The 12539-nt window shown below is 66.9% G+C and carries 11 protein-coding genes; 6 read left to right on the top strand and 5 right to left on the bottom strand.

Annotated elements, in window-relative coordinates:
• Nucleotides 1–95 precede the first annotated feature (95 nt).
• The 6 genes from lptF (at nucleotide 96) to rsmA (ending at nucleotide 7873) form a co-directional block, all read left to right on the top strand.
• Nucleotides 96–1250: an LPS export ABC transporter permease LptF gene (gene lptF / locus PAF18_RS02440; protein ID WP_271117059.1), complete on the top strand. Its 1155-nt coding sequence runs from the start codon at nucleotides 96–98 to the stop codon at nucleotides 1248–1250.
• Complete coding sequence (gene lptG / locus PAF18_RS02435; RefSeq protein ID WP_271117058.1) at nucleotides 1247–2347, top strand: LPS export ABC transporter permease LptG; 1101 nt, start codon at nucleotides 1247–1249, stop codon at nucleotides 2345–2347. The genes lptF and lptG overlap by 4 nt, the downstream gene beginning before the upstream one ends.
• Nucleotides 2347–4671 (top strand): LPS-assembly protein LptD, encoded by a 2325-nt coding sequence (locus tag PAF18_RS02430; protein WP_271117057.1) that lies wholly within the window; start codon nucleotides 2347–2349, stop codon nucleotides 4669–4671. The genes lptG and PAF18_RS02430 overlap by 1 nt, the downstream gene beginning before the upstream one ends.
• A 32-nt stretch (nucleotides 4672–4703) precedes the next feature.
• On the top strand, nucleotides 4704–5972 hold the full coding sequence (locus tag PAF18_RS02425; RefSeq protein WP_271117056.1) for a peptidylprolyl isomerase: 1269 nt from the start codon (nucleotides 4704–4706) through the stop codon (nucleotides 5970–5972).
• A gap of 1 nt (nucleotide 5973) precedes the next feature.
• On the top strand, nucleotides 5974–6939 hold the full coding sequence (pdxA, locus tag PAF18_RS02420; RefSeq protein WP_271117055.1) for a 4-hydroxythreonine-4-phosphate dehydrogenase PdxA: 966 nt from the start codon (nucleotides 5974–5976) through the stop codon (nucleotides 6937–6939).
• Nucleotides 6940–7024: 85 nt separating this feature from the next.
• Nucleotides 7025–7873, top strand: a complete 849-nt coding sequence (gene rsmA / locus PAF18_RS02415) for a 16S rRNA (adenine(1518)-N(6)/adenine(1519)-N(6))-dimethyltransferase RsmA (RefSeq protein WP_271117054.1) — start codon at nucleotides 7025–7027, stop codon at nucleotides 7871–7873.
• A gap of 92 nt (nucleotides 7874–7965) precedes the next feature.
• On the opposite strand, the gene PAF18_RS02410 is transcribed toward rsmA, so the two are convergent.
• From PAF18_RS02410 to speB, 5 genes are all read right to left on the bottom strand, one after another.
• Nucleotides 7966–8751: a DUF4167 domain-containing protein gene (locus tag PAF18_RS02410; RefSeq protein ID WP_271117053.1), complete on the bottom strand. Its 786-nt coding sequence runs from the start codon at nucleotides 8749–8751 to the stop codon at nucleotides 7966–7968.
• A 247-nt stretch (nucleotides 8752–8998) separates the two neighbouring features.
• Complete coding sequence (gene prmC, locus PAF18_RS02405) at nucleotides 8999–9814, bottom strand: peptide chain release factor N(5)-glutamine methyltransferase (protein ID WP_271117052.1); 816 nt, start codon at nucleotides 9812–9814, stop codon at nucleotides 8999–9001.
• Nucleotides 9811–10863 carry a peptide chain release factor 1 gene (gene prfA / locus PAF18_RS02400; protein WP_271117051.1) on the bottom strand — a complete coding sequence of 351 codons (1053 nt, stop codon included), beginning with the start codon at nucleotides 10861–10863 and terminating at the stop codon, nucleotides 9811–9813. Before prfA ends, prmC begins: the two co-directional genes overlap by 4 nt.
• Before the next feature lie 57 nt (nucleotides 10864–10920).
• Complete coding sequence (locus PAF18_RS02395; RefSeq protein ID WP_271117050.1) at nucleotides 10921–11403, bottom strand: EF-hand domain-containing protein; 483 nt, start codon at nucleotides 11401–11403, stop codon at nucleotides 10921–10923.
• Nucleotides 11404–11507: 104 nt separating this feature from the next.
• Entirely contained in the window at nucleotides 11508–12485 is a 978-nt protein-coding gene (speB, locus tag PAF18_RS02390; RefSeq protein ID WP_271117049.1) for an agmatinase, read from the bottom strand.
• Between the last annotated feature and the right edge of the window lie 54 nt (nucleotides 12486–12539).

Below are 12539 nucleotides of genomic sequence, written 5' to 3'. Positions count from 1 at the left end.
CCCGCCCAGCGCCCTTGGCCAGAGCGGCGGCACGCCGGGCGGTCTTTCCTCAGCGCGCGGCAAAGGCTAATCAGGACCAAGCCGAAGGACCGCGCATGAACCGCATCGACCGTTACATTCTCAAGCTGATGCTGATCTTTTTCGGCTTCTTCGCGCTTGTGCTGGTCGCGGTATATTGGGTGAACCGCGCCGTGTCGCTGTTCGAGACGCTGATCGGTGACGGGCAGACGGCACTGGTGGTGCTGGAATTCACCGTGCTGACGCTGCCTCTGGTGATCTCGGTTGTGCTGCCGGTCGCGGCCTTCGCAGCGACGGCTTACGGCACGAACCGGCTGTCGGGCGAATCCGAGCTTGTCGCCATGCAGGCGGCGGGGCTGTCGCCCTGGCGCATGGCCCGGCCGGTGCTGGTCTTCGGGGTGTTTGTGGGGATCATGGTCGCGGTGCTGGTCCATGCGCTCGTCCCGCTGGCCCGCGCCCGCATCGCCGACCGGCAGGAACAGATTGCCGAGAACGTGACCGCGCAGTTCCTCAATCCCGGTGTGTTCCAATATCCGGCGCAGGGGATCACGCTGTTCATCCGCGAGATCAGCCCGCAAGGCGAGCTTGGCGGGCTGTTTCTGGAAGATGCGCGCGATGGCGGCGCGGTGACATCCTACAGCGCCGAAGAAGCACTGATCGTCAAGGCCGAGACCGGGCCGAAGCTGGTCATGGTCAGCGGCATGGTGCAGTCCCTGCGCGCCAGCGAGGACAATCCGCCCCGCCTGTCGGTCACGCGCTTCGAGGACATGACCTATGATCTGGGCGAGATCGTCGGCGGCGGCGGGGATCGCGGGCGCGATCTGCGTGACTATTCGACCCGACGCCTGCTGAGCCCCGACCGCGCGCTGCTGGATGCGACGGGCGCAACTGCCCCGCGCGCAAGGCTGGAGGCGCATGAGCGGATCGCGCAGCCGCTTCTGTCCCCGGTCGCGGCGATGCTGGGTTTCGCCACGCTGCTTGTCGGAGGGTTTTCCCGCTTCGGGGTCTGGCGGCAGGTCGGATGGGCGATCGTGGCGCTGATCTTCGTGCAGCTTCTGACCAACTGGGCCGCGAACCGCGCCGGGGACGATCCGGCGCTGTGGCCTCTGGTTTATCTGCCATCGGCGGCGGGCGCGGCAATCTGCGTCGTGCTGTTATGGGTGTCGGCCCGGCCGTCGCGGCCCAGCCCCGGCGCAGCCTCTGCCCCGGATGAAGGACCGCAGCCCGCATGACACTCGCCCGCTATGTCGCCATGCGCTACCTGCGCGCCTTCCTGCTTCTGGCCGGGGTATTTCTGGCCATTCTGCTGCTCATCGACATGGTCGAGCAGATCCGCCGCTTTTCCGATGACGGCATCAGCCTGGGCGGGGCGGCGCGGCTTTCGGCCCTGTCGGTCGCCGGGAGTTTCTACAACATCCTGCCGCTGATCGGGCTGTTGGGCGGGATCATGCTGTTTCTCGGCCTGTCGCGCAGCTCCGAGATGGTGGCGATCCGCGCCTCGGGCCGCTCGGGGCTGCGCTGCGTGATGGCACCGGCGGTCATGGCGCTGATCATCGGGGTGGCCGCGGTGGCGGTGCTGAACCCGATGGTGGCGGCGACCGAGGCGAAATATTCCGACGCCGTCGCCCGCATCGAATCGGGCGCGCCGCAGACGGTCAGCCTTGGCGATGACGCGGTCTGGCTGCGACAGGCCATCGGCGAGGGCGGCGGACAGATGATGATCCGCGCCGCCCGCACCAGCCCCGACGCGACCACGCTCTATGAGGCGAGCTTCGTCATTTATGAACCCGAGACCGGCCCGGCGCTTCGGATCGAGGCGCAGGAAGCGACGCTTACTCCGGGCGAGTGGATGCTGACCGGGGTCAAGGAATGGTCGCTCTCGGACGCCAATCCCGAGGCCGCCGCGCGCGAGACCGAGCAATTGCGTCTTCCGACTGAACTCACTGCCGACCGCATCCGCGACGGATTTGGCCGTCCGCAGGCGGTCCCGGTCTGGGAACTCCCGGCCTATATCGACGGGCTGAAACGTGCCGGTTTCTCGGCACTGCGCCATCAGGTCTGGTTCCAGATGGAACTGGCGCTGCCTCTGACGCTGGCGGCGATGGTGATGATCGCCTCGGCCTTCACCATGCGCCATATGCGCGGGCGCAAGACCGGGGGGCTCGTGCTCGGGGCGTTTGCCGCCGGTCTGGGACTGTTCTTCCTGCGCAACATGGCGCAGGTTCTTGGCGACAATGCCGGTGTGCCGCCCGCACTTGCGGGATGGGCGCCGCCGGTCGTGGCGCTGCTGTTTGCGGTCGGTGCTCTGCTGCAACTCGAGGACGGATGATGACAACCCGGCTGCTGATCCCCGCGCTCTGCCTCGCCGCCGCGCCGCTTCTGGCGCAAACCATCGGTGACGGGCCGGTCTGGCTCGGCACGGCCGAGCTGGGCGAGGCCGACGGCCCTGCCCTCGCCCCGACCGAGGACACCGATCTGCCCTTCGCCGACGGCACCGAGCTGAGCCGGCTTTCCGGCAGTGTCCGCCCGCCAAGGCGCGAGCTGACCATCCCCGGCGAAGGGGTCGAAGAAGACGGCGGCGCAGCAACATTGCTTGCCGATTACATCACCCTGGCCAAGGATCAGACGCTGACCGCCTCGGGTGGCGTGGTGGTCTGGTATCAGGGTGCGCGGCTCGTCGCGGACGAGGTGCGCTATGACGGCGCGAGCGGCGACATGACGATCGCGGGGCCGATCCATCTGACCCGCCCCGGCCTCGCCGGAACCGAGGATGACGCGATCCTCATCGCTGAAGAGGCGCAGCTGACCCAGGACATGCGCGAGGGGCTTCTGCGCGGCGCGAGGCTGGTCCTCGCGCGAGAGATGCAGCTCGCCGCCAACCAGGTCACGCTGACGGATAACGGGCGCTTCACGACGCTGGATCAGGTCGTGGCCTCGTCCTGCCGGATCTGCGCCGAAGACCCGACCCCGCTCTGGGAAATTCGGGCCCGCCAGATCGTACATGACCAGCAAGAGAACCGGCTCATCTTCGAGCATCCGCAGCTTCGCGCCTTCGGTCTGCCGGTCGCCGCGTGGCCCGGCACCGTGACCGCGCCCGATCCGACGGTCGAGCGGATGTCGGGCTTTCTGCGCCCGCGTTTTCGCACCACCTCCCGGCTCGGCTTCGGCGTGATGGTGCCCTATTTCAAGACGCTCGGGCCCCATGCCGATGTGACCGTCACGCCCTATCTTTCCGCCTCCGAGACCCGCACGCTCATGCTGCGTTACCGTCAAGCCTTCTGGAACGGTGCCACGGAATGGAACGGCGCGATCACCCGCGACGACATTCGCGAAGGCGAGACCCGCGGCTATCTCTTTGGTGCCGCCCGCTGGGAACTGCCGCGTGGCTATGAGCTGGGGATGCAGGTCCAGACGGCCTCGGATGACGGCTATCTGCTCGATTACGACATCACCGATGCCGACCGGCTGTGGAGCGGGTTCACCCTCGACCGGATCAATTCGGACAAGCTGGTTTGGGCGCGGGTCGGCAATTACCATTCGCTGCGCGAGGACGAGAACAATTCGACCTCGCCCGCGCAGGTCGCCGATCTGTCCTGGATCCGGCGCTGGCGGCTCGGTGGCGGAGAAGCCGAGCTGGAATGGTCCGCCCATGCCCATCGGCGCCCGTCGAGCACGGATATATCGGGCCGTGACGTGGCGCGGAGCTCGCTCGGGCTGGAATGGCAGCGCTCGCAGATCCTGCCGGGTGGCGTGCTGGCGACCGGCGCGATCGGGCTGGATGCGGATTTCTATGCGATCCGCGACGATTCCACCTCCGATGACACGGTCGTGCGCACCACGCCCTGGATCGCAACCACGCTGCGCTATCCGCTGACCGGCAGCGACGGGCGCGCATCCTATGTGGTCGAGCCGGTCGCCCAGCTTGTCTGGTCGCCTTACGAGGATAACGACGACGTTCCCAATGAGGACAGCCGCCAGATCGAATTCGACGAAGGCAATCTTTTCGCCCTGTCCCGCTATCCCGGCTGGGATGCACGCGAAACCGGGCTGAGGGCCAATCTCGGCCTGACCTGGACCCGGCTCGATCCTGCGGGGTGGAGCCTGTCTCTGGCCGGGGGCCGCATCTTCCGCGACCGGCAAAGCGCCGATGAAAACGCGCCGCTGCCGATCCGCGGGCGCAGCTCGGACTGGCTGGTGGCCGGGCATTATTCCAGCAATTCGGGGCTCAGCATCGCCAACCGCGCGCTGTTCGACGATGATCTCGATCTGAGCCGAGACGAGCTGCGGCTCGGTTGGGCTCGGCCGGGGCTCGAGCTGAGCCTCGGCTATCTCTGGGCCAAGGCCGAACGCTTCGACGAGCGCGAGCGCGATCTGTCAGAGCTCACCGGCGAAATCGGCTGGCAGCTGGCCGATGGCTGGTGGGCCTCGGCGCAGAGCCGTCACGATCTCGAGGCACAGCGGGCGCAGCGCGCGGGGCTGGGTATCGCCTATCGCAATGAATGTATCAGCGTCGAGCTGGACGCCTCGCGCCGCTTCACCGACACCGCAGAGGTCGATCCCGAAACCGATATCGGCCTGTCGGTGCGTCTTGGCGGGTTCGGGCGGCAGCCCGATGGCAAGGGCACGGTGGCGCGCCGGTCCTGCTTGCGCTAGATTGCAGCCAAATCAAAAGGGGGCATGAATTCATGCGGCAGTTACTTCTTTCCGTCGCCGTCGCGGCAAGCCTGAGCGGCGCCTTTGGCGGCCCGTCGATGGCGCAGGATTTCACGCCCGTCGTCTATGTGAACAACTCGGTCGTCACCCGCTACGAGATCGACCAGCGGATGCGCTTCATGGATGTGCTGAACGCCCCCGATCAGGGCGCCGCCGCCGCGGAAAAGGCTCTGATCGAGGATCGCATCCGGCTTGCCGCGGCCCGTCAGATCGGGGTCGAGGTCAGCGATGTCGGGCTTGAGGAAGGGCTCGCCGAATTTGCCGGCCGCGCCGGGCTGACCACAGGCGAGTTCATTCAGGTTCTGGAACGCAACGGCGTCGAGCGTCAGGCCTATCGCGACTTCGTCAAGGCCGGTGTCGCCTGGCGAGAGGTGGTGCGCCAGCGGATCGCGCCCTCGGTGGCGGTCAGCGATGCCGAGGTCGAGCAGGCGCTCAAGCGCATCGTCGAGACCCCGCGCGTCACGCAGGTGCTGCTGTCGGAAATCATCATCCCCGCCCCGCCGGGACAGGAAGAGGCCGTGCTGAGGCAGGCGGAGAACATCGTTGCCAATGCCACAAGCGAGGCCGCCTTCGCCGAGGCGGCGCGGCAATATTCGGCGACGCCGACGCGCAGCCGGGGCGGGCGTCTTGACTGGATGACGGTGGATAACATGCCGCCCACGCTGCGCCCGATCATTCTGGGGCTGCAACCGGGACAGGCCACGCCGCCGCTGACCGTGCAGGGCGCAGTGGTGATCTTTTACCTGCGTGACACGCAGGGCGAGCTTCGCCCCGGCGCGAAGGAACAGCAGCTCGACTATCTTCAGGTCACCTTTGGCGATGCGGCAAGCGCGCAGAACGCCGCTGCTCAGGCGCGATCCTGCGAGGATCTCTATGTTTTCGCCAACGGGCTGCCCGATCAGCAGGTGCAGCGCGTCACCGCCTCGCAAGGCGGCATCCCGACCGATATCTCGGTGCGGCTCGCCTCGCTCGACGAGAACGAGGCGACGCTGATCCCGCGCGGCGGCGCGACCGACGTGGTGATGCTGTGCGACCGCACCCCGGTGCTGATCGCGGGGCTGGATGGCGGGCCGGTGGCAACCGCCTCGACAGAGGATGGCGAGACGGTGACCGAGGCCGATCCGAATGCCCTGCCGCAGCGCGAACAGGTGCGCGAGCAGATCTTCAGCCGCAAGGTCAGCCAGGCGGCGGATGCCTATCTGGCGGAATTGCGCGCGGATGCGCTGATCCGGCGCAACTGACATGGCCGCGCCGCCGATCCTCGTCACCTGCGGAGAACCCGCCGGGATCGGACCGGAACTTGCGCCGAAGCTGACCGGCACCGGCATCCCCTTCATCTGGCTCGGCGATCCGCGTCATCTGCCCGATGGCACGGACTGGATCGAGGTCCAGGACCTGTCGACCCCACCCGAGGGGGTATTGGCCGTTCTGCGACATGAGTTCGCGGCGCCGGCCCGGCCCGGCCAGCCCGACCCGGCCAATGCGGCAGGAGTGATCGCGGTGATCGAACGCGCCGTGCGGCTGGCTCTGGACGGTGCTGCCTCGGGCATCTGCACCATGCCGATCCACAAGAAAGCGCTGAAGGACGGGGCGGGCTTTGCTTTCCCCGGTCATACCGAGTTCCTCGCCCATCTCGCAGGAGATGTAAAAGTGGCGATGATGCTTGCCTCGACCACGGTCGCGCCCCCCTGCCGCGTGGTCCCGGCGACGATCCATATCCCGCTGTCGCAAGTGCCCGAGGCGCTGACGGCGGACGCCCTGGAGGACGCGATTCGCATCACCCGCGAAGCGCTGATCCGCGATTTCGGCATCGACGCGCCGCGCCTCGCCGTCGCCGGGCTGAACCCCCATGCCGGAGAGGGCGGCGCGATGGGCGGCGAGGAAACCGGCTGGATCGCCCCGCTCATCGCCCGGCTGCGTGAGGACGGTCTGAACATCGCAGGCCCGCTGCCGGCCGACACGATGTTCCACGCCCCCGCCCGCGCGCAATGGGATGCGGCGATCTGCGCCTATCACGATCAGGCGCTGATCCCGATCAAGACGCTGGATTTCGCGGGCGGGGTGAATGTCACGCTTGGCCTGCCCTTCATCCGCACCTCACCCGATCATGGCACCGCCTTCGACATTGCCGGGCAGGGCCGCGCCGACCCGGCCTCGGCCATTGCCGCGCTCCGCATGGCCGCCGAGATGGCCGCGACCCGCCGATGAGCCTCACCCTGATGCAAATATCCTCGGGGGGGAGTCCCGCAGGGACGGGGGGCAGACAGCCCCCCTGCCAACGGGTGCGATCGAGATGAGTGGGATCGACAATCTCCCCCCGCTGCGCGAGGTCATCGCGACCCATGATCTGCGCGCAAAAAAGCAGCTCGGGCAGAATTTCCTGCTGGATCTGAACCTCACCGCCAAGATCGCCCGCCAGGCCGGGGATCTTTCCGGCAGCGACATTCTGGAAATCGGTCCCGGTCCGGGCGGTCTGACGCGCGGTCTGCTGGCCGAGGGCGCGCGCCGGGTGCTGGCCATCGAAAAAGACGCGCGCGCCCTGCCCGCCCTCGCCCAGATCGCCGACGCCTATCCGGGCCGGTTGCAAGTGATCCATGGCGACGCGCTCGAGATCGACCCGCTGGCGCATCTGTCTCCGCCGATCCGCATCGCCGCAAACCTGCCCTATAATGTCGGCACCGAGCTCCTGATCCGCTGGCTGACCCCGCCCGCATGGCCGCCCTTCTGGGAAAGCCTCACGCTGATGTTCCAGCGCGAGGTGGCCGAGCGCATCACCGCGCAGCCCGGCTCCAAGGCTTACGGGCGGCTTGCCGTGCTGGCGCAATGGCGTTGCGAGGCGCGGGTGGTCATGACCCTCCCGCCCGAGGCTTTCGTGCCGGCGCCCAAGGTGCATTCCGCGGTGGTGCAGATCACCGCCCTGCCCGCACCCCGATTCGAGGCGGATGCCGCCACGCTCAGCGAAGTGGTGGCGGCGGCCTTCAACCAGCGCCGCAAGATGCTGCGCAGCGCGCTGAAATCGCTGCATCCGAGGATCGAAACGCTGCTCGCCGATGCGGGCATCCCCGCCACCGCACGCGCGGAAGAAATCGACGTGGCGCGGTTCTGCGCGCTTGCCCGCGCATTGCGCGCCGCCCGCTCCTGAGAAAGCCGTAATCCGCGTCGCAGCGCGGAGGGCCGAAACGAAAAAGGGCCGGAACTTCGGTCCCGGCCCTTCGGTCATTCGATCAGCGGCGATTAGTCGCCCGGCACTTCCACGACCGGCGGCACGGCATCGCCCTCGGCGGCGGCGTCGCCTGTCTTGGCCGATTTACGCGACCGGCTGCGCGGCTCGGCGCTGCGGGTGCGGGTCGTGGTGCTGCGGCGGGCGCGCGGCTTGGGCTCGGCCCGCTCGGGCGTCTCGACCGGACCTTCTTCGGTGGCGTCGATCGCATCGGGCAGCGCGCCGGGCGTGTTCTCTGCCGAACCCGGCTGTTCCGCGGCGTCCTGCGCTGCGGCCTCGCGGGGCTGGCTGCGCCCGGCGCGACTGCGGTCGCGACCATTGGCCCGCGATTTCTCGTCGCGCGGCTTATCCTCGCGGGAGGGCTGATCCTCGGACGTCTCGTTGGCGCGGCGCTGATCCTCGGCCCCGTTGCCGGGTTGAGCGCGCGGATCACGCTCTTCCTCGCCGCGCTGGCCGTCACTCTGCTGGTTCTGCTGGTGACCCTGCTGATGCTGGTTCTGATTATTGTTGTGATTATTCTGCTGCTGCTGTTGCTGCTGCTGACGCTCGGCCTGCTCACGCTGGGCTTCGCCCAACATGCGGGTGTAATGCTCGGCATGTTGCAGGAAAGCCTGCTCGGCCACGCGGTCATTCGACAGCTGCGCATCGCGGGCGAGCGTCAGATACTTGTCGATGATCTGCTGAGGCGTGCCGCGGACCTTGCCCTCGGGGCCCGAGGAATCGAACACGCGATTTACGATATTGCCGAGCGAACGCTGACGGTTCGACTTCGAACGCGAACGGGATTTCGAAGATCTCATTTGCCTGACTTTATCCAGTCGTCTGGAATTGTTCCCTTGCCACCACATTGCCGCGTTTCGTCCTTTAGGGCGGGTTCACCCGCGATCAGACTGCAACGATGTCGTGGCTGATAGGTGCGGCGAACCCTGTCCACCGTCACGCGCCTTGAATAAACACGGCTTTCTTTCCGTTACAAGCGAAAATTATCGCCAATTCTTCCAAAGCCATGCCTATTTAAGCAGTCTAGCACGGTTTCAACAGGGTCTGTCACGAAAAACTTGCGCGAATCACACGATCGCGACCGTCGAGATCCGGCAGCACTGTCACGCGCGCCCCCTCTGCCGCAAAGATCGCGGCGACCTCGGCCCCCTGCTGCCAGCCGATCTCGGCGAGGACATGCCCGCCCGGCCGCAGATGCGCCGCCGCTCCGGCCGCGATCCGACGATAGGCCGTCAGCCCGTCGCCGCCATCGGTAAGCGCCAGATGAGGTTCCCAGTCGCGCACCTCGGGTTGCAGCGCCGCCATCTCGCAGGCGGCAATATAGGGCGGGTTCGAGACGATCAGGTCGAAATGCCCGGTCACGCCGTCGAACCAGTCGGCCCGCGCAAAATCTGCGCTGACGCCGATCCGCGCGGCGTTGTCCTGCGCCACGCGCAGCGCTTTGTCGGAGATATCGGTGGCCAGCCCCGACGCGCCGGGCCGCTCGGCGAGAAGCGAGATCAGGATCGCGCCCGTCCCGGTCCCCAGATCCAGAACCGATGCCCAGGGCAGCTCCAACGCCGCGGCGACAAGTGCCTCGGTTTCGGGGCGCGGGTCCAGCGTATCGGGCGTTACCCGGAACTCATGCTTCCAGAAGGCGCGCCTGCCGGTGATCTGGCTTAACGGCTGGCGCGCGGCGCGGGAATCGAGCATCGCGCCTAGCTGCGCCCGCAGAGCGTCCGGTAAGGGTTCGGACGCGGCCGCGCGATAGTGCCGCGCCCCCTCGGCCGCAGCCAGAATCGCCGCTGCCTCGCGCCGCGCATCTTCCAGCCCGGCCGCCCGCAGACGCGATCCGGCCAGGTCGAGCCACTCCCTCCGGGTCATTCCTGCGCCGCCAGCTTCTCGGCCTGATCGTGGGCGGTGAGCGCGTCGATGATCTCGGCCAGATCGCCCTGCATCACCCGGTCGAGCGCGTAGAGCGTCAGGTTGATCCGGTGATCGGTCATCCGGCCCTGCGGGAAATTATAGGTACGGATGCGTTCCGAGCGGTCTCCCGAGCCGACCTGCGACTTGCGGTCCGCGGCGCGCGCGCTGTCGGCGCGTTCGCGTTCGATATCGTAAAGCCGCGCACGCAGCACGGCCATCGCATTGGCGCGGTTCTGATGCTGGGATTTTTCCGAGCTGGTGACAACGATGCCGGTCGGCAGATGGGTGATGCGCACCGCCGAATCTGTGGTGTTCACATGCTGACCGCCCGCGCCCGAGGCGCGCATCGTATCAATGCGCAGATCGTTTGCGGGGATGTCGATATCGACATCCTCCGCCTCGGGCAGCACCGCGACCGTCGCCGCCGAGGTGTGAATGCGACCGCCCGATTCGGTTTCCGGCACGCGCTGCACGCGATGCACGCCGGATTCATATTTGAGCCGCGCAAAGACCCCCTCGCCCTCGATCCGCGCTACCGCCTCCTTGACTCCACCAAGTTCCGTCTCGCTCAGTTCGAGCATCTGGAAATTCCATCCCTGCGCCTCGGCGTGGCGGCGATACATGGACAAAAGATCGCCGGCGAACAGGGCCGCTTCCTCTCCGCCCGTGCCGGGGCGGATTTCGACGATGGCGGGGCGGGCATCGGCGGCATCCTTTGGCAACAGCGCGATGCGCAGGGCCTGTTCCAGCTCCGGCAGGGCCGACTTCAGCCGCATGACCTCTTCCTCGGCCAGCTCGCGCATATCGGGGTCTGCAAGCATCTGCTGCGCCTCGTGCAGCCCGTCCTGCGCGGCGCGCCATTCGGCGATTTGCGCGACCACAGGCTTCAGCTCGGCATATTCGCGGCTGATTGCGGCGATTTCGTCGGCGGCGGGCCCGGCATTAAGCCGCGCCTCGATAAACTCGAAGCGCTGCGTGATCTGGTGGAGGCGGTCTTCGGGAAGCATTCCGCTGATGTGACGCGGGGCGCGCTGCGCGTCAAGCGGCAAGCCCCGCGCAGGGCATCACTCCAGCGGTCGAAGCGCCTCCTGGGTGGCGATGTTGATGAAGTGGTGGCTATGGAACTCGTCCGCGGTCAGCGCGCCATCCTCGTTCTGATTGGCATAGGCGAAAGCGGCCTCCTGGAAGCGGCCCATCTCTTCGCCGGTGACCGCGCCGTCATCGTCGTAATCCATGAACTTATAGATGATCCGGCTGGCGGTCTGATATTGCGTGCTGCGGCCCAGATCATCGGCGATGACCCCCATACCGAAGCCCCAGTTGAGAAACTCGTCCATGTCAATCCCGCCGCTTTCGTCGAGATCCATCGAGGCCACGACATCCTGAGTGTAGCCGTCGCGCTCTTGCGGGGTCAGCGCGTTGTCGCCATCTGCGTCGATGGTCTCGAACAGGGTCTGGGCCAGATCGCCGGGGCTCTGCTGCTGCGCGACAGCCGGGGCGGCAACTGCAAGCGCGAAAGAGGCATAGGCAAGGCTGCGTAAAATCATTCTGTCGGTCCTTTCAAACGGGAGGAGCCCCGCAGGAAAAACACGCGGCGCTTCTAGCGGTGGAAACGTCATTGCCCCGTCAGAGTTCCTGCCGCGGCTGCCCCTCAGGGCGCGGTATTGCCCTTCCGCCGCGTCCACCCATAGAGACAGATCAGCTCCACCGCGACATGCGCCCCGGCAATGGCGGTGGCGCCGGTGGTGTCATAGGGCGGCGAGACTTCGACCACGTCTCCGCCCATCAGATTGATCCCGGCCAGCCCGCGCAGCAACGCGGCCGCCTGCCAGCTGGCCAGCCCGCCCCAGACCGGCGTGCCGGTGCCCGGTGCGAAGGCCGGATCGAGCGCGTCGATATCGAAGGTGATATAGACCGGGCGATCCCCGATAGCCTCGCGGATTCGGGCGAGAGTGGTGTCAATCCCGTCCCGGTGGACCGAGGGCGCATCGAGGATCGTAACGCCAAGCGTGTCCGGATTCTCGGTTCTGATCCCGATACTGACGCTCGCCGCCGGATCGACGACGCCCTCGCGGATTGCCTTGTAAAGAAACGTTCCGTGATCGATCCGCTCGGGGTCATCGTCGACCCAAGTGTCGGAATGCGCGTCGAACTGGATCAGTGCAACCGGGCCGTGACGCTGCGCATAGGCCCGCAGGATCGGCAAGGTGATGAAATGATCGCCGCCAAGCGTGACCGTGCCCACGCCCTGATCCAAAAGGCCGCCAATATGCGTCTCGATCCGGGCAGGAACCTCGCGCGTATTCGCATAATCGAACGCCATGTCGCCCGCATCGGCGATAGCCAGCTCGGCCAGCGGGTCATAGCCCCAGCCATAGGGCGCATCATAGGGTTGCAGCGTCGAGGCCTCGCGGATGGCACGCGGCCCGAAGCGGGTGCCGGGGCGATGGGTCACGGCCTGATCGAAGGGGATGCCGGTCACCGCCAGATCGAAGCCCGCCAGATCCTTCGCATAGCGCCGACGCAGAAACGATGTGGCGCCGCCAAAGGCGTTCTCGAAGCTCAGCCCCCGCGACTCATCGCGCGTAAACGCCTGATCCACCTGGTTTTTCGCGTCTTCCAGAGCCATGCACTATATCCTTTCGACCGGCAGGATCATGGCCGAGCATGCAACGCCCCGCGC

The organism is Paracoccus sediminicola, assembly GCF_027912835.1.
In the GTDB taxonomy this organism is placed as follows: Bacteria; Pseudomonadota; Alphaproteobacteria; order Rhodobacterales; family Rhodobacteraceae; genus Paracoccus; species Paracoccus sediminicola.
Note: the sequence above shows the minus strand (reverse complement) of the source record. Positions and strands in the feature narration are given on the sequence as shown.

What these genes read in the sequence shown, in the direction of transcription:
- PAF18_RS02430 (WP_271117057.1), top strand. Translation starts at nt 2,347, where the DNA reads ATGACAACCCGGCTGCTGATCCCCGCGCTCTGCCTCGCCGCCGCGCCG.
- PAF18_RS02410 (WP_271117053.1), bottom strand. Translation starts at nt 8,751, where the DNA reads ATGAGATCTTCGAAATCCCGTTCGCGTTCGAAGTCGAACCGTCAGCGT.
- PAF18_RS02425 (WP_271117056.1), top strand. Translation starts at nt 4,704, where the DNA reads ATGCGGCAGTTACTTCTTTCCGTCGCCGTCGCGGCAAGCCTGAGCGGC.
- prfA (WP_271117051.1), bottom strand. Translation starts at nt 10,863, where the DNA reads ATGCTTCCCGAAGACCGCCTCCACCAGATCACGCAGCGCTTCGAGTTT.
- lptF (WP_271117059.1), top strand. Translation starts at nt 96, where the DNA reads ATGAACCGCATCGACCGTTACATTCTCAAGCTGATGCTGATCTTTTTC.
- lptG (WP_271117058.1), top strand. Translation starts at nt 1,247, where the DNA reads ATGACACTCGCCCGCTATGTCGCCATGCGCTACCTGCGCGCCTTCCTG.
- rsmA (WP_271117054.1), top strand. Translation starts at nt 7,025, where the DNA reads ATGAGTGGGATCGACAATCTCCCCCCGCTGCGCGAGGTCATCGCGACC.
- prmC (WP_271117052.1), bottom strand. Translation starts at nt 9,814, where the DNA reads ATGACCCGGAGGGAGTGGCTCGACCTGGCCGGATCGCGTCTGCGGGCG.
- speB (WP_271117049.1), bottom strand. Translation starts at nt 12,485, where the DNA reads ATGGCTCTGGAAGACGCGAAAAACCAGGTGGATCAGGCGTTTACGCGC.
- PAF18_RS02395 (WP_271117050.1), bottom strand. Translation starts at nt 11,403, where the DNA reads ATGATTTTACGCAGCCTTGCCTATGCCTCTTTCGCGCTTGCAGTTGCC.
- pdxA (WP_271117055.1), top strand. Translation starts at nt 5,974, where the DNA reads ATGGCCGCGCCGCCGATCCTCGTCACCTGCGGAGAACCCGCCGGGATC.